Source organism: Stutzerimonas kirkiae (genome assembly GCF_004327335.1).
Lineage (GTDB): Bacteria > Pseudomonadota > Gammaproteobacteria > Pseudomonadales > Pseudomonadaceae > Stutzerimonas > Stutzerimonas kirkiae.
Genome location: NZ_QJUO01000011.1, coordinates 64,081 through 81,270 on the forward strand (window position 1 = coordinate 64,081; position 17,190 = coordinate 81,270).

At 64.6% G+C, this 17,190-nt stretch carries 13 protein-coding genes; all 13 read right to left on the minus strand.

What is annotated here, in order from left to right:
- Nucleotides 1-123: 123 nt before the first annotated feature.
- The 13 genes from DNJ95_RS08250 to murD all read right to left on the minus strand — a co-directional run bounded on the left by DNJ95_RS08250 (nucleotide 124) and on the right by murD (nucleotide 17,187).
- Nucleotides 124-1,359, minus strand: a complete 1,236-nt coding sequence (locus DNJ95_RS08250) for an aspartate kinase (protein ID WP_131184240.1) — start codon at nucleotides 1,357-1,359, stop codon at nucleotides 124-126.
- A 95-nt stretch (nucleotides 1,360-1,454) separates the two neighbouring features.
- The gene (gene alaS / locus DNJ95_RS08255) at nucleotides 1,455-4,079 is read right to left on the minus strand and encodes an alanine--tRNA ligase (protein ID WP_131184241.1); all 2,625 of its coding nucleotides are present in this window, start codon (nucleotides 4,077-4,079) and stop codon (nucleotides 1,455-1,457) included.
- A 143-nt stretch (nucleotides 4,080-4,222) separates the two neighbouring features.
- Complete coding sequence (locus DNJ95_RS08260; RefSeq protein WP_131184242.1) at nucleotides 4,223-5,449, minus strand: hypothetical protein; 1,227 nt, start codon at nucleotides 5,447-5,449, stop codon at nucleotides 4,223-4,225.
- A gap of 40 nt (nucleotides 5,450-5,489) precedes the next feature.
- On the minus strand, nucleotides 5,490-5,939 hold the full coding sequence (locus DNJ95_RS08265; protein WP_131184243.1) for a YcgN family cysteine cluster protein: 450 nt from the start codon (nucleotides 5,937-5,939) through the stop codon (nucleotides 5,490-5,492).
- An 839-nt stretch (nucleotides 5,940-6,778) separates the two neighbouring features.
- Nucleotides 6,779-7,690, minus strand: a complete 912-nt coding sequence (gene lpxC / locus DNJ95_RS08270) for a UDP-3-O-acyl-N-acetylglucosamine deacetylase (RefSeq protein WP_131184244.1) — start codon at nucleotides 7,688-7,690, stop codon at nucleotides 6,779-6,781.
- Between the two features lie 109 nt (nucleotides 7,691-7,799).
- Nucleotides 7,800-8,984: a cell division protein FtsZ gene (ftsZ, locus tag DNJ95_RS08275; protein ID WP_131184245.1), complete on the minus strand. Its 1,185-nt coding sequence runs from the start codon at nucleotides 8,982-8,984 to the stop codon at nucleotides 7,800-7,802.
- 53 nt (nucleotides 8,985-9,037) lie between these two features.
- Complete coding sequence (gene ftsA / locus DNJ95_RS08280; protein ID WP_131184246.1) at nucleotides 9,038-10,282, minus strand: cell division protein FtsA; 1,245 nt, start codon at nucleotides 10,280-10,282, stop codon at nucleotides 9,038-9,040.
- A gap of 13 nt (nucleotides 10,283-10,295) precedes the next feature.
- The gene (locus DNJ95_RS08285; RefSeq protein ID WP_131184285.1) at nucleotides 10,296-11,168 is read right to left on the minus strand and encodes a cell division protein FtsQ/DivIB; all 873 of its coding nucleotides are present in this window, start codon (nucleotides 11,166-11,168) and stop codon (nucleotides 10,296-10,298) included.
- Between the two features lie 4 nt (nucleotides 11,169-11,172).
- Entirely contained in the window at nucleotides 11,173-12,117 is a 945-nt protein-coding gene (locus DNJ95_RS08290) for a D-alanine--D-alanine ligase (RefSeq protein ID WP_131184247.1), read from the minus strand.
- On the minus strand, nucleotides 12,114-13,556 hold the full coding sequence (murC, locus tag DNJ95_RS08295; protein ID WP_131184248.1) for a UDP-N-acetylmuramate--L-alanine ligase: 1,443 nt from the start codon (nucleotides 13,554-13,556) through the stop codon (nucleotides 12,114-12,116). Before murC ends, DNJ95_RS08290 begins: the two co-directional genes overlap by 4 nt.
- Nucleotides 13,549-14,619 (minus strand): undecaprenyldiphospho-muramoylpentapeptide beta-N-acetylglucosaminyltransferase, encoded by a 1,071-nt coding sequence (gene murG / locus DNJ95_RS08300; protein ID WP_131184249.1) that lies wholly within the window; start codon nucleotides 14,617-14,619, stop codon nucleotides 13,549-13,551. Before murG ends, murC begins: the two co-directional genes overlap by 8 nt.
- On the minus strand, nucleotides 14,609-15,847 hold the full coding sequence (ftsW, locus tag DNJ95_RS08305; protein ID WP_181953382.1) for a putative lipid II flippase FtsW: 1,239 nt from the start codon (nucleotides 15,845-15,847) through the stop codon (nucleotides 14,609-14,611). Before ftsW ends, murG begins: the two co-directional genes overlap by 11 nt.
- Nucleotides 15,844-17,187, minus strand: a complete 1,344-nt coding sequence (gene murD, locus DNJ95_RS08310; RefSeq protein ID WP_131184251.1) for a UDP-N-acetylmuramoyl-L-alanine--D-glutamate ligase — start codon at nucleotides 17,185-17,187, stop codon at nucleotides 15,844-15,846. Before murD ends, ftsW begins: the two co-directional genes overlap by 4 nt.
- Nucleotides 17,188-17,190 lie beyond the last annotated feature (3 nt).

Below are 17,190 nucleotides of genomic sequence, written 5' to 3' on the forward strand. Positions count from 1 at the left end.
GACGGTACTCCGTGAACCCAAGCCTGGCACTCTTACAGGGTATGTGACCTGCCTTTGCGCGCTCAAAGTTCCCTTTGCAACATCCCAAACGACGGAAGGCGCAACGCGCCCTTCCTGTTCTGCTCACTCCCCCTTACTGGCCGGAGCATCCAGCTCGAAGGCGGTATGCAGCGCGCGTACTGCAAGTTCGAGGTATTTCTCCTCGATCACCACCGACACTTTGATCTCGGATGTCGAGATCATCTGAATATTGATGTTTTCCCTGGCCAGGGCCTCGAACATACAACTGGCGACCCCCGCATGGGAACGCATGCCGACACCGACGATGGACACCTTGGCGATCTCGGTGTCGCCGATGACTTCCCGCGCCTTGAGCTCAGCGGCTTCCTGCTGCAACACCCGCAAGGCACTGTTGTAGTCGTTGCGGTGCACGGTGAAGGTGAAATCCGTGGTGTTATCGTGGGCGACATTCTGCACGATCATGTCCACTTCGACGTTCGCCGCACTGATGGGGCCGAGGATCCTGAACGCCACGCCGGGAGTATCCGGGACGCCGCGAATGGTCAGCTTGGCCTCGTCGCGGTTGAAAGCGATGCCGGAGATAATGGGCTGCTCCATGGATGCCTCTTCGTCAAGGGTGATGAGGGTGCCAGGCCCCTCCTGGAAACTGTGCAGGACGCGCAGCGGCACACTGTACTTGCCGGCGAACTCGACGGCGCGGATCTGCAGCACCTTAGAACCCAGGCTGGCCATCTCCAGCATCTCCTCGAAGGTGATGCGGTCGAGGCGGCGCGCCTTGGGCACCACGCGCGGATCGGTGGTGTAGACCCCGTCGACATCGGTGTAGATCTGACACTCGTCCGCCTTCAGCGCCGCCGCCAGGGCCACCCCGGTGGTATCCGAACCGCCGCGGCCGAGGGTGGTGATATTGCCTTCTTCGTCCACCCCCTGGAAGCCCGCCACCACCACCACGTGGCCGGCGCTCAGCGCGTTGCGAATCCTCTGCACGGCGATATTCAGGATACGCGCCTTGGTATGCACATTGTCGGTGACGATCCCCGCCTGGCTACCCGTATAGGAAATGGCCGGCACACCGATTTCGCTCAACGCCATGCTCAACAGGGCGATGGTCACCTGCTCGCCGGTCGAGACCATGACATCCAGCTCGCGCGGTAGCGGCTGCGGGCTGATCTGCCTGGCCAGTTCGATCAGGCGGTTGGTTTCCCCACTCATGGCCGATACCACGACAACGATATCGTCGCCCTGCTCGCGGAAACGCTTGACCTTTTCCGCCACCTGCTGGATGCGCTCGACCGTGCCGACCGAGGTGCCTCCGAACTTCTGTACGATCAATGCCATTCTTATCGCCTAAACCGCCCCTCGGGGCATCCAGTGAACTCTTGCCGCAACCGGCGCGCCATGCGTACCAGCGAGCCGGTGATACGCAACGCGGCTCAGACCCGCTGTTCGACGAACGCCACGGCCTGGGCCAGGACCTCGTCCAGACGGGCCGGCTCGGTACCGCCGCCCTGTGCCATGTCGGGGCGGCCACCGCCCTTGCCACCGACACCTGCGGCCGCCTGCTTCATCAGTTCGCCGGCCTTGAGCCTGGCGGTCAGGTCCTGGGTAACGCCCGCCACCAGGATCACTTTGCCATCCAGCTCGCTCCCCAGGAGGATCAGCGCACTGCCCAGCTTGTTCTTCAACTGGTCGACCAGCGCCAGCAGGGCCTTGCCATCGAGACCATCGAGGCGGGCGGCCAGCACCTTGACACCCTTGACATCCACCGCGGTGCCCGCCAGGTCATCGCCAGCGGCACTGGCGGCCCTGGCCTTCAGTTGCTCCAGTTCCTTCTCCAACTGGCGGTTGCGCTCCAACAGCCCGCCGAGCTTTTCCAGCAGGTTGTCGCGGCTGCCCCGGACCAGGCTGGCCGCTTCCTTGAGCTGCTCCTCGGCACCATTGAGGTAGGCCAGCGCCCCCGCGCCGGTAACGGCCTCCAGGCGCCGGATACCCGCGGCTACCCCGCCTTCGCTGATGATCTTGAACAGCCCGATATCGCCGGTACGGGAAGCATGGGTACCGCCACAGAGCTCGACCGAAAAGCCCTCGCCCATGCTCAGGACCCGGACCCGTTCGCCATATTTCTCGCCGAACAGCGCCATGGCCCCCTTGCGCCTGGCCGTCTCGATATCGGTTTCCTCGGTCTCGACGACGGTGTTGCGACGAATCTCCGTATTCACCCGCTCTTCCAGCGCTTTCAGTTGCGCCGGGGTGATGGCTTCGAAGTGGCTGAAATCGAAACGCAGGCGCTGGCTATCGACCAGCGACCCCTTCTGGCTGACATGCTCGCCGAGGATTTCCCGCAACGCCGCATGCAACAGGTGGGTCGCCGAGTGGTTCAGCGCAGTGGCCTGGCGCACCGAGGCATCCACCACGGCATCCAGTGTGTCACCCACGGACAGGCTGCCGCTGGCCAGTACGCCATGGTGCAGGAAGGCGGCACCGGCCTTGCTGGTGTCCTGCACGTCGAAACGCGCAGCCTCGCCTTGCAGATAGCCGCTGTCACCGACCTGGCCACCGGATTCGGCATAGAACGGCGTCTGCTCGAGCACCACCACACCGGCCTCGCCGGCGTGCAGTCGCTCGACCGCCATGCCCTCGCGGAACAGTTCCAGAACATGCCCCTGGCCACGGGTGGCGGTATAGCCGATGAAGCGGGTTTCGCCCTCGACCTTGACCAGGCTGTTGTAATCCAGGGAGAAGGCGCTGGCCGAGCGGGCACGCTCGCGCTGAGCCTGCATTTCCCGCTCGAAACCTTCCTCGTCGATGCTCAGCTCGCGTTCGCGGGCGATGTCGCCGGTCAGGTCGGCCGGGAAACCATAGGTGTCATACAGCTTGAACACGATATCGCCGGGAATCACCTTGCCCCGCAGGCCCACCAGGTCCTGCTCGAGGATTTTCAGCCCCTGCTCCAGGGTCTTGGCGAACTGCTCTTCCTCATTCTTCAGCACACGCTCGATATGCGCCTGCTGCTGCCTGAGTTCGGGGAAGGCATCGCCCATCTCCACCACCAGGGCTGCGACGATACGGTGGAAGAAAGTGCCGCGGGCACCCAGCTTGTTGCCATGCCGGCTGGCCCTGCGAATGATCCGCCGCAGCACATAGCCACGCCCTTCGTTGGAGGGGGTGACGCCATCGGCGATCAGGAAGCCGCAGGAGCGGATATGGTCGGCCACCACTTTCAGCGATGCCTGGCCCTCGTTGGCACAGCCGATGGCCTGGGCGGCGGCGTTCAGCAGGCGCTGGAACAGGTCGATCTCGTAGTTCGAGTTGACATGCTGCAACACCGCGCTGATGCGCTCCAGGCCCATGCCGGTGTCCACGCTCGGCGCTGGCAGCGGGTGCAGTACACCGTCGGCGGTACGGTTGAACTGCATGAACACGTTGTTCCAGATCTCGATATAGCGGTCGCCGTCTTCTTCCGGCGAGCCGGGCGGACCGCCCCAGATATGCTCGCCGTGGTCATAGAAGATTTCCGTGCAGGGACCGCAGGGGCCGGTATCGCCCATCGCCCAGAAGTTGTCGGAGGCGTATGGCGCGCCCTTGTTGTCGCCGATGCGGATCATCCGCTCGGCCGGCACGCCGACTTCCTTGGTCCAGATGTCGTAGGCCTCGTCGTCGCTGGCGTAGACGGTGACCCAGAGTTTCTCGCTGGACAGCTTCAGCCACTTGTCGCCGGTGAGGAATTCCCAGGCGAAGTGGATGGCATCGCGTTTGAAATAGTCGCCAAAGCTGAAGTTGCCGAGCATTTCGAAGAAGGTGTGGTGGCGTGCGGTATAGCCGACATTCTCCAGGTCGTTGTGCTTACCGCCGGCGCGCACGCATTTCTGGCTGGTGGTGGCGCGGGTATAGGCGCGCTTCTCCAGGCCGAGAAAACAGTCCTTGAACTGGTTCATCCCCGCGTTGGTGAACAGCAGGGTCGGGTCGTTCGCCGGAATCAGCGAACTGGAGGCGACACGGGTGTGCCCCTTCTCTTCGAAGAAGCGGAGGAAGGCTTCACGGATTTCAGCGCTTTTCATAGGTTCTTCCAGGAAACGACGGCCCGGCGACAGCACAGGGAACGGCATCGGAACCCTGTTGCAGCAAGCAATGATAGCCGGCAAAGGGCCGCATTATATCGGCGTTATGCGCCGGGTATATAGCTATCGAGGCAATTGACCGTTCAACGCAACAACTTGCTGTCGAGTACCTTGGAGCCGGCGCCGAGCAGGGTTTCGGTAATACCGACGAAATCCTCGGTGCTGACCCGGTCCAGGCGCATCAGCCCACGACTGACATCGTCCAGCGAGTGCCGGCCCTGGCTGCGCTGGCGAATTTCCTTGTCCAGGTCCTGCAACAACAGCACGGCCCGTGCCGTCACCGGCCCGCTGGAGCGATCGGTGCGCAGGCTGTCGACACTCCGGCTCCATTTGACCAGGTTCGCACGCACGGCCTGGTAGCGCTCCTCGCTCATGCCCCCGGCACGGCGCATCAGCTCGATGGCGTAATACTCGGCAATACCCTCGGTGATCCAGTCACTGCGATCGCGCGCACGGATACGGCTGAACACGTGCACCAGTTCATGCACCAGCGAACTGGTGCCATTTTCGCTGACCAGCGGCCGCTCGGCGTGCATGAACAGCGAGTTGGGGCCGGAAAGACCGCCACGCCACATCGGATCGCCGGCACCGACCACCAGCAACTTGGCCGGATCACGCGGGAACACCTGCTGGACCTGTGGCCAGACGAAAGTGAGCAGGGTCAGGATATCCATACGGCGCACCCCCTCGCCGACCGGGGCGGAGACACTGACATCGGTCTCGCCCAGGCGGGTACGACGGGTTCCCAGCTTGCCGGCCAGCATCCAGCCGGTCGGGCGGTCGAACAGCCGCTCGGGATTATCGATGCGAAAACGGTTCTTGCCGATGCGCGGCCAGCCTGTCTCGACGCTTTTCCAGCCGTCCGGCAGTTCGAAGCCCAGGCGAGCGGTCAGCCGCGTGCCCTCGCGCTCGTCGAGCCTGGCGGCGGGGATCAGGTCGTCGCCACGGAACAACGCCCAGTCCTCGGTGATGCGCGCATCGAAACGACCGTTGTCACGGACACTGCTCAGCCGTACCCGGTAACTGAGCACCGCCTTGCCGCTGGCCGGTCGCCAGACGCCACGCCCCGGCTGCTCCTGGCTCCACTCGCCATCGGCCTGGAAATCACTGTAGCGTCCGTCGTCGCCCAGGTTGAAGTCGAGGGAGCGGATCACCTCGCCCTTCTGCAGGATCACCCGCACCTGCGCCTGATCCTCGGCGGGCAGCAGCCTGACCTGGTAATCCAGATCAGACCTCGGCGCCGCCGAGGCGCACAGGCTGGCGATGGAAAGGAGAGATAGAGCAAGCAACGACAGCAAACGAACGGGCATGAGGACACTCCTCGGGGGAACAACTCAACCAGGAAAGGGATCAACCGGCGCGGAAAATCAGGTACTGCTCCCAATCATCCTCATCCACATCATCTTCGGCAATCATGCGTCCCGCCTGGGAAATACGCTCGTCATGCACCGCCTGCCGGTCGCCACAGACCAGGTGGTGCCACAACGGCAGGTCCTTGCCTTCGGCCACCAGCCGATAACCGCAGGTTGGCGGCAGCCATTTGAACTCCACCGCATCGGCCGCCGTCAACTGGATGCAATCAGCCACGCTGGCGCGTCGATTGGCATAGTCGCTGCACTGGCAGGTCTGCAGATCCAGCAGCTTGCAGGCCACGCGTGTGTAATAGACCGCGCCGTCCTCCTCGTCTTCCAGCTTCTGCAGGCAGCACAGGCCGCAGCCATCGCACAGCGACTCCCACTCATGGCGGTCGAGCTGGGCGAGCGACTTGCGTTTCCAGAAGGGTTCGACTTTGGCAGCCATTGGGGTCACGGAGTCATGCGGGGAAAAGCCGGCAAGTCTAGGGACTGCCGGCCCTGGCTTCAAGTTCCGCTTATCCTCTATATCCGACCAGGGTGATGGCGCGGATACGCGGTATAAGCCGAGAAAAGCGCTGGACGAAGAAGTGTGGCAGTCGGTGTTTTTATCCCGGTTCCCAAACCCCAGCGCTTTTATCGAAGCGCCTTGCCCTTGCGACCCGACTGGCAATCAAGTGTGTGTTTCACCGTAGACCGCTGGCGGTGTTCGGGTGCCTTGTGGTGTCGCGAACCAGGCCAGTCCCGCTACGAAACACAGAGGAACCCGTCGCCCATATGAATAACGCAGACGTCTCTGTCGGCGAAGATTTCTTAGCGGGGCTGGCCGGGCTCGCGGCGAATACCGAGGCGACGATGGAAAGAGCCGTTGGCGCGCTGCCTGAATCCTTCGCAGGGCCAGCTCTTTCCCATAGACACCGCCGCTAGTGGCTGTGCTGATGCCTGGTGGCGGGACAGGGCCTTCGCCGCCAGGGATGGCGGCGAAGAGCTACAGGAAGGTATTCACGCGTGCCCCGTACCGCCACCTGGCATTCGCACAGGGACGCTGAGCCCGAGATCGCGCTCTACGATCCTGAAGCCACGCACACTTGATTGCCAATCCGCTCGCAATGCAGCGCTACGCCATGACACCCTCGCATATGCCCGTGAGAAGGCGACTGCGGGCTGCCTTGCCCATGAACCCAATGCGTCCCCCCATGCAGCTCGCGGACACATTCAAGCCATTGGATTTCCGTGTTCCGAAAAAAAACCACCCGAAGGTGGTTTTAAAAGGAAAGAGAGTATTGCTCAGCCGGCTGCGGCCGGACGCATATAAGAAATCGGTGCGGTTTCAGGATCGTCGAAGGTCACCAGTTCCCAGGCATCCTCCTGCTCCATGAGCGTACGCAGCAGGCGGTTGTTCAACGCATGCCCCGACTTGTAGCCACGGAACTCGCCGATCAGGCTGGTTCCCAGCAGATAAAGGTCGCCAATGGCATCGAGTATCTTGTGCTTGACGAATTCGTCCTCGTAACGCAGGCCATCTTCGTTGAGCACCTGATCGTCGTCGACCACGATGGCGTTTTCCACACTGCCACCACGCGCCAGGTTGTGCGAACGCAGGAACTCCAGATCGCGGGTGAACCCGAAGGTCCTGGCCCGGCTGACCTCCTTGACGAAGGAGGTACTGGAGAAATCCACGCTGGCGGTCTGGGTACGACCACGGAACACTGGATGGTCGAAATCGATCTCGAAACTCACCTTGAAACCTTCGAACGGCAGGAAGGTAGCGCGCTTGTCGCCATCCACCACCGTCACTTCCCGCTTGATGCGGATGAACTTCTTATGGGCGTCCTGCTCCTGCAGGCCCGCCGATTGAATCAGGAATACGAAGGGACCGGCGCTGCCATCCATGATCGGCACCTCCGACGCGGACAGTTCGACATAGGCATTGTCGATGCCCAGGCCGGCCATGGCCGAAAGCAGATGCTCCACTGTATCGACCTTGACATCACCACTGATAAGGGTCGTGGACATGGTCGTCGCACCGACATTCCCCGCCAGGGCGCGAATCTCCACCGGCGGAACGAGATCGGTGCGGCAGAACACGATGCCGCTATCGACCGGTGCCGGTTTCAGGGTCAGGTAGACCTTTTCCCCCGAATGCAAACCGACGCCAGTAGCGCGGATGGTGTTCTTCAGTGTGCGTTGTCTGATCATGGCTTGGTTCGCTGTATCCGCTGCGAATGGCTTTCAGTAAAGGGCTGCGATGATAGCAGAAGCCCTGTTTGCTGAATACCGATCACACTTATCCCCCCGATAAACCGCTTCAATCGGCCTGACGACGCAGGAATGCCGGAATGTCCAGGTAATCCAGGTCTTCCTGCGGGTTCAGACGGGCCGCGGTGGCCGCCGCCTGTGCCTGGTTGCGCATCACGGTCGGACGCTCCAGATCGCGGTAGTTGACCGGCGCATGTTCGTTACGGGCCGGTACCATGGCAGCCGCGACGTTCGGCGTGGCCAGGGTGTTGTCGACCACCTTGACCGGCTTCTCGCCACGCGCACCCAGGCCGGTGGCGACCACGGTGACATGCAGTTCGTCGCTCATGTCCGGGTCGATCACCGCGCCCACCTTGACCGTCGCCTCATCGGAAGCGAAGGCTTCGATGATTTCGCCCACGGCGGCGTACTCGCCCAGGGACAGGTCGAAACCGGCGGTGATGTTGACCAGGATGCCACGCGCGCCCTGCAGGTTGACGTCTTCCAGCAGCGGGTTGCGAATGGCCGCCTCGGTCGCTTCACGCGCCCGGTTCGGGCCGGTGGCGCAGCCGGTGCCCATCATCGCCATGCCCATCTCGCCCATGACGGTCTTGACGTCGGCGAAGTCGACGTTCATCAGGCCCGGACGCTGCATGATGTCGGAAATGCCGCGTACCGCGCCGGACAGCACGTCGTCCGCCTTGGCGAAGGCCGACAGCAGGCTGGCGTCCTTGCCGAGGATGGTCAGCAGCTTTTCGTTGGGGATGGTGATCAGCGAGTCGACGCACTCGGACAGCGCGCGGATCCCCTCGTCGGCGACCTGCATGCGGCGACGGCCCTCGAAGGGGAACGGACGGGTGACCACGGCGACGGTCAGGATGCCCATCTCCTTGGCGACCGAGGCGATTACCGGCGCCGCGCCGGTACCGGTGCCACCACCCATGCCAGTGGTGATGAAGACCATGTCGGCGCCTTCCAGCACCTCGGCGATGCGCTCGCGATCCTCGGTGGCCGCCTGGCGCCCGATATCCGGGTTGGTGCCGGCGCCCAGGCCCTTGGTGATGGACGAGCCGAGTTGCAATACCGTACGTGCCTCGACCTTTTTCAGCGCCTGGGCATCGGTATTGGCACAGATGAATTCCACGCCTTCGACGTTGTTACGCACCATGTGGTTGACCGCGTTGCCGCCGCCGCCACCTACGCCGATGACCTTGATGACTGCATTTTGCGGGGTATGGTCTACGAGTTCGAACATTTCCCTCTCTCCTTCCAGCTTTCTAGTTTTGTGTTACAGCTGCACTGCACTGCTCAGAAATTGCCCTGGACCCAGCTCTTCAGCCGCTCCAGGACAGATGTTTTGTTGTCTTCGCTCGTCCCGTTACCCGCGGACGGCGTACCGTCCGTTTGCTTCTGCAGGCCATAGAGCAGCAGGCCGACAGCGGTCGAGTAGATCGGGTTGCGCACGACATCGGCCAGCCCCTTGAAGCGATGGGGAACCCCCAGCCGTACCGGCATATGGAAAATTTCCTCGGCCAGGTCCACGGCGCCTTCCATCTTCGAGGTGCCGCCGGTCAGGACAATGCCGGCCGGTACCAGGTCTTCGTAGCCGCTGCGCCTCAGTTCGGCCTGGATCAGCGTGAACAGCTCGTCGTAACGCGGCTCCACCACTTCGGCCAGGGCCTGGCGCGACAGCTCGCGCGGCGGGCGGTCGCCGACGCTGGGGACCTTGATGGTCTCCCCGGCGCCCGCCAGCTTGGCCAGCGCGCAGGCATAGCGAATCTTGATCTCCTCGGCATACTGGGTCGGCGTGCGCAGCGCCATGGCGATATCGTTGGTGACTTGGTCGCCGGCAATCGGGATCACCGCCGTGTGGCGGATCGCACCCTCGGTGAAGATGCAGATATCGGTGGTGCCGCCGCCGATATCCACCAGGCAGACGCCCAGTTCCTTCTCGTCATCGGTCAGCACCGCGTGGGCCGAGGCCAGTTGCTCGAGGATGATGTCGTCGACCTCCAGCCCGCAGCGGCGCACGCATTTCTCGACGTTCTGCGCGGCATTCACCGCGCAGGTGACCACATGCACCTTGGCTTCCAGGCGTACGCCGGACATGCCCAGCGGCTCGCGCACGCCTTCCTGGTTGTCGATGACGTAGTCCTGCGGCAGGGTGTGCAGGACCCGCTGGTCAGCCGGGATCGCCACCGCCTGGGCGGCATCCAGCACGCGCTCCAGGTCGGCGCCGCTCACCTCGCGGTCGCGGATCGCCACGATGCCGTGGGAGTTCAGGCTGCGCACGTGGTTGCCGGCCAGGCCGACGAAGGCCGAGTGGATTCGGCAGCCCGCCATCAACTGGGCCTCTTCCACCGCCCGCTGGATGGACTGCACGGTGGACTCGATATTCACCACCACGCCTTTCTTCAGGCCGCGTGACGGATGGGTGCCGATGCCCACGATTTCCAGTTCGCCATCTCCCGACACTTCACCGACCAGGGCAACCACCTTGGAAGTGCCAATATCGAGTCCGACGATCATCTTGCCGTTCTGCACGCTGGACATTCTCTTTCGTTCCTCAATTCTTCACGGCGGCGGTCATTTCGTCCGCCAGGTGGACCGGTTCACGCCAGGCCACGGCCAGGCCGTTGGCGTAACGAAGATCGATCCGGGCAATTTTCTCGCTCTGCTCCGCCAGTTCCTGCTGATAGATGGCAGTGAAGCGGCGCATTTTCTCGGCGATATGATCGCGCCCCAACAGCAGCTCCAGGCCCTGGTGAGTACTCAGGAACCAACTGCCGCGTTCACGCAGCTCAAGCCGCTGGATGGAAAAGCCGAGCGACCGCAACATCTGGCTAAGCATTTGATATTGCTGCATGACTTTCTGTTCAGCGCGCTTGGGACCATACAACTGCGGCAAGTGTTCATAATGTGTCAGGTCATTTGGCGAAAAAGCCTGGCCACGGTTGTTCAGCAGCGCCTGGTCGCCCCAGCGCGCGATCGGCAGGTGCTCCTGCAGGCGCACCGCGACCTGGTCCGGCCAGACCCGCCGCACTTCCACATGGGAAATCCACGGCATCTCTTCGAGGTTGCCGCGCAGGCCGTTCAGGTCGACCTTGAAGAAGCTCGCCTCGACGAACGGGGCGATGCGCTGCTGCACGGCCTGCTGGCTGATATAGCTCATGTCGCCCTGCACGCTGACCTTGGCGATCGACCGGTCCGCATAAGGCATCAGGCGCTGTCCCAGCTCGTACAAGCCCGCCAGCAGAGCGACCAGCAGCAGCGGCCAGAGCAGTCGCTTGAGGCCGCCCAGGTCGATACGCGGCAGGCGTACGGAGAATGGCTGCGGCTCTACCAGGCGGCTGGCGCCACGGGGCGCCGGCTTGCGGCCGGTGCGTCCTCCGATGGGCTGTCCGCCAATGGGTCGAGAGTGGCGCAGCGTGGCGATCATGGCGTCAGGCCCCCGCTTCCAGGCTTTCATCGAGGATGGCCAGTACCAGTTGCTGGAAATCCAGCCCGGCCGCACGGGCCGCCATCGGTACCAGGCTGTGGTCGGTCATGCCCGGCACGGTGTTCACCTCCAGCAGCCAGAAGCGCCCGTCGGCATCCTGCATCACATCCGCCCTGCCCCAGCCCTTGACGCCGATCGCCTCGCAGGCGCGCGCGGTCAGTTCCTTCAGCTCCCGCTCCCGTTCGGCATCCAACCCGCAGGGAATGCGGTACTGGGTATCGGAGGCCAGGTACTTGGCGTCGTAGTCGTAGAAACTGTGCGGCGTACCCAGGCCGATCGGCGGCAGCACCTGGCCACGCAGGGTGGCGATGGTGAACTCCGGCCCCTGGATCCACTGCTCCACCAGCACCTGCGCATCGAAACCGCTGGCGGCGCGCCAGGCCTCGATCAGCCCCGGCAGATCGTCCACCCTGGCCATGCCGATGCTGGAGCCCTCATGGGCCGGCTTGACGATCAGCGGGAAGCCGAGCGCCTGCGCCGCCGCGCGGCAGTCGTCGGCGCTGGCCAGCGCCGCATGGCGTGGCGTAGGCAGCCCCAGGCTCTGCCAGACCTGCTTGGTGCGCAGCTTGTCCATGGCCAGCGCCGACGCCAGGATGCCGCTGCCGGTGTAGGGGATGCCGGCGCATTCCAGCAGCCCCTGCATGCTGCCATCCTCACCGCCACGGCCATGCAGCACGATAAAGGCGCGGTCGATGCGCTCGCTGCCCAGGCGCGGCAGGAAGTCGTCGGCGACATCAATGCCGAAGGCATCCACACCCGCCGCCAGCAGGGCATCCAGCACCGCCTCGCCGGACTTCAGGGAAATCTCGCGCTCGGCGCTACGGCCACCGAACAGCACGGCGACACGGCCAAAGGCGCGTGGGTCGCGAGTCGACTGCAGGGCGCTCATTGCGCACTCCTCTTGAACAGCGGGCTCTTGATCAGTTGCGGGGCCAGGCCACCGATGTCGCCCGCCCCCTGGCACAGCAGGATATCGCCGGGCCGCAGCAGCGGACTGACCAGCGGCGCCAGCTCCACGTCACGTTCGATATAGATGGGGTCCAGTTGCCCGCGCTGGCGAATGCTGTGGCACAGGTTGCGGCTGTCGGCGCCGGGGATCGGCTCCTCGCCCGCCGGGTAGACTTCCATCAGCAGCAGTACGTTGGCATCCGCCAGGACCTGCACGAAATCCTCGTAGAGATCGCGGGTACGGGTGAAACGGTGAGGCTGGTAGACCATCACCAGGCGCCGTTCCGGCCAGCCGCCCCTGACCGCCTTGATCACCGCCGCCACTTCGCGGGGGTGGTGGCCATAGTCGTCCACCAGCATCACGCTGCCGCCCTCGACTTCCAGCTCGCCGTAGACCTGGAAGCGCCGGCCGACCCCTTCGAAGCCCGCCAGCCCCTGCACGATGGCCTCGTCGCCGATGCCCTCATCAGTGGCGATGGCGATGGTCGCCAGGGCGTTCAGTACATTGTGGTTGCCCGGCATGTTGACCGACACGGCCATCGGCTCGCGGCCCTGGCGCAGCACGGTGAAATGGGTGCGCATGCCTTCCTGGCGGATATCCACCGCCCGCACGTCGGCATCCTCGCTGGTACCGTAGGTGGTGATCGGCCGGGCGATCTGCGAGAGGATCTCGCGTACCACCGGGTCATCCACGCAGAGCACCGCCAGCCCATAGAACGGCAGGTTGTGCAGGAATTCGACGAAGGTCTTCTTCAGCTTGCCGAAGTCGCCGCCGTAGGTGCTCATATGGTCGGCGTCGATATTGGTCACCACCGACACCATCGGCTGCAGGTGCAGGAAGCTGGCATCGCTCTCGTCGGCCTCGGCGATCAGGTAGCGGCTCTCGCCCAGCTTGGCGTTGGTGCCGGCGGCGGTCAGGCGCCCGCCGATGACGAAGGTCGGGTCCAGCCCGCCAGCGGCGAACACCGAGGCCAGCAGGCTGGTGGTGGTGGTCTTGCCATGGGTGCCGGCGACCGCGATGCCATGCCGGTAGCGCATCAGCTCGGCCAGCATTTCCGCACGCGGCACCACCGGGATGCGCTGCTCCAGCGCCAGCGCCACTTCAGGATTGGAGGCGTTGACCGCGCTGGACACCACCAGCACGTCGGCACCGGCGACATTACCGGCCTGGTGGCCGATGAATATCTGCGCGCCGAAGCTGGCCAGGCGCTCGGTGGTCGCCGAGGCCTTCAGGTCCGATCCGGACACCTCGTAGCCGAGATTGAGCAGCACCTCGGCGATACCGCACATGCCGACACCGCCGATGCCGACGAAATGGATGCGGCGAATCCGGCGCATGCGCCGGACTTCCGCCTTGACCGCCGCGGGAGACTTAGCCATTGGCCACCTCCAGGCATATATCCACTACCTTCGCTGTCGCATCAGGCCTGGCGAGGCGCCGTGCACTGGCGCCCATGGCTTCGAGTCGTTCGGGTTGCATCATGACCTCGGTAAGCTGCGCGGCCAGTCGGGACGCATCAGTCTTGGCTTGCGGCAGAAGGATGGCTGCGCCTTCCTTCGCCAGATATTCGGCGTTGCGGGTCTGGTGATCGTCGATGGCATGCGGCAGCGGCACCAGCAACGATGGCAGGCCGGCGGCGGCCAGCTCGCTGACCGTCAGCGCGCCGGCGCGGCAGATCACCAGGTCGGCCCAGGCATAGGCCTTGGCCATGTCATTGATGAAAGGCTCGACCTCGGCAGCGACCTGCACAGCCGCATAACGCTCGCGGGTGATCTCGGCATGCTGCTTGCCGGCCTGGTGGAACACTTCGGGACGCAGTTCCGGCGCGACCTGCGCCAGGGCTTGCGGCAACAATTTGTTCAGCGGCTCGGCGCCGAGGCTGCCGCCAAGCACCAGCAGTTGCGCGCGCCGGCCTTCCAGCGCCGCCCTCGGCGTGCCCTGGAACAGCTCGCGGCGTACTGGGTTGCCGGTGGTACGGCGCTTGTCGCTGGCGACGAAGGTGTCGGGGAAAGCCTCGCAGACACGCTGGGCAAAGCTGGACAGGGCGCGGTTGGCGGTACCGGCCACGGCGTTCTGCTCATGGATGACCAGCGGGACCCCCGCCAGCCTGGCCGCCAGCCCACCCGGCCCGGTGACGTAGCCCCCCAGGCCGAGCACGCAGACCGGTCGCACATCACGGATCACCCGACGCGCCTGCAGCAGCGAACGCAGCAGTTGCAGCGGCGCTTTCAGCAACGACAGCGCGCCTTTGCCGCGCAAGCCGGTGATTTCGATGCGATGCAGAGGCAGGCCGGCAGCCGGCACCAGCTCGTTCTCGATACCACGCGGCGTACCCAGCCAATGCACCTGGTAGCCCCGGGCACGGAATTCCTCGGCACAGGCCAGTGCCGGGAACACATGCCCGCCGGTACCACCGGCCATGATCAGGATGCTAGCGGCCATGGCTCGCCTCCCGCGCTGCGGCCGGCACCGCCGGCTCCTGGAAATCCGCTTCGTCGAAGTCGGCCTCGGCGCTGCCGAAGGAGTGCCGGGCTTCCCACTCGATCCTCAGCAGCAGGGCCATGCTGGCGCAGGTCACTACCAGCGAACTGCCGCCATAGCTGAGGAACGGCAGGGTCAGGCCCTTGGTCGGCAGCAGCCCGGTGTTCACGCCGATATTGATCAGGAACTGCCCGAGCCAGAGGAAGGCCAGGCCCCAGGCCACATAAGCGGCGAAGAAATGCTTGGCCCTTTCCGCCTGCAGGCCGATGTACAGCGCCCGCACCCCGACGAAGGCGAACAGGCCGACCGTCAGCAGCGCGCCGACCATGCCCAACTCCTCGGCCAGCACCGAGAACACGAAATCGGTGTGGGCTTCCGGCAGGTAGAACTGCTTCTGCACACTGTTGCCCAGGCCGACCCCCAGCCACTCGCCACGCCCGAAGGCGATCAGCGCCTGGGTCAGTTGATAGCCGGAGCCGTACTGGTCGGCCCAGGGGTCGGTGAAGGCGATCAGCCGCTGCAGGCGATATTCCTGGGTCTGCACCAGCACATACACGGCACCCACGCCAAGGGCGACCAGCAGGCTGAAACGCAACAAGCCGACACCGCCAAGGAACAGCATGGCGACCGCGGCCCCCATCATCACCACGGTGGCGCCGAAGTCCGGCTCGAGCATCAGCAGCCCGGCCATCGGCAGCAACACCAGGAATGGCTTGAGGAAGCCCCAGGTGCTTTCCCGCACCTCTTTCTGGCGCCGCACCAGATAGCCGGCGAGATAGACCACGACGAACACCTTGGCCAGTTCGGACGGCTGCACGTTGAAGGCACCGAAGCCGATCCAGCGAATGGAGCCGTTCACCTCGCGGCCGATACCCGGCACCAGCACCAGCACCAGCAGGGCGAAACCCATCAGCAACAACACCCAGTCGAAGCGTTGCAGCGTCGCGATCGGTATCAGCAGCGTCAGGCAGGCGGCGACCAGCCCCAGCGCCACATAGACCAAGTGGCGACTCATGTGATACAGCGCATTGCCCGAGTTGACCGAAGCCACTTCCGAGGAGGCCGAGGTGATCATCACCAGCCCCAGCCCGAGCAACGCCAGGCAGCCCGCGAGCATCGGGAAATCGACATCCAGGCCGCGGCGGCCAAACAACGGCGACGGGGCACCACGCAGGAAGGCCAGCATCAGCTCAACCCTCCCACGGCAGCGGCGAACAGGCGTCCGCGTTGTTCGAAATTGCTGAACATATCCAGGCTGGCACAGGCCGGCGACAGCAGTACCGCGTCGCCGGCCTGCGCCACGGCGGCCGCCTGGGCCACCGCATCGTCCAGGCTCTCGACCCGCAGCAACGGCACGGCACCGTCCAGCGCCTCGGCCAGCAGCCCGGCATCGCGCCCGAGCAGCACCACGGCCCGGCAATGGCGCGCCACCGGCTCGCGCAGTGCGGAGAAATCGGCACCCTTGCCGTCGCCACCGGCGATCAGCACCAGTTTGCCGTCGATATCCGCACCCAGGCCCTCGATCGCCGCCAGGGCGGCACCGACGTTGGTCGCCTTGGAATCATCGTAATATGCCACGCCGGCATGCTCGCCAACCCACTGACAGCGGTGCGGCAGGCCGGCAAAGGTACGCAGTGTGCGCAGCATCGCCTCGAACGACAGCCCTACCGCGTGCCCCAGGGCCAGGGCGGCCAGGGCGTTGGCCTGGTTGTGCGCGCCACGGATCTTCAGTTCGCTCACCGCCAGCAGCGGCTCGAACTGGAACGCCAGCCACTTGCGGCCATCGGCCTCGAGCAGCCCGAAACCGTTGAAATCGGCCCGGCCCAGGCCAAAGCTCCAGACCTTCACATCATCGACCAGCAGCGGACGGCTCAGAACATCGTCGCGGTTCACCAGCACCTGGCGGGCGCCCCGGAAGATGCGGTGCTTGGCCAGGTGGTAGGCCGGCAGGCCGCTGTAGCGGTCCATATGGTCTTCGCTGACGTTGAGGCAGGTCGCCACTTCGGCGCCCAGCCGCTCGGTGGTTTCCAGTTGGAAGCTGGAAAGCTCCAGTACATACAACTGCACCTCGTCGGCCAGCAGATCGAGCGCCGGGGTGCCCAGGTTGCCGCCGACCGCCACCCGCAGGCCGGCCTGCGCCGCCATCTCGCCGACCAGCGTGGTCACGGTGCTCTTGGCATTGGAACCGGTGATGGCGACGATCGGCGCCCGCGCCTCGCGGGCGAACAGTTCGATATCACCCGACAGGCGCACACCGCGTTCGGCAGCCTGGCGCAGGGCCGGGGTACTCAGGGGGACGCCTGGGCTGACCAGCAATTCGGCGGCGCGGCAGAGGAAATCCACCTCCAGTTCGCCACAGCGCACGTCCACATCCGGGTATTGCTCGCGCAGCCTCTCCAGTTCCGGCGGGTTCGCACGCGTGTCGACCACGGCAAAGGCGATGCCCCGGCGCGCCAGATGGCGAACCAGGGACATGCCGCTCTTGCCGAGGCCGACAACGATGCGGAACTGGTCGGAGGCTATCAACACGAT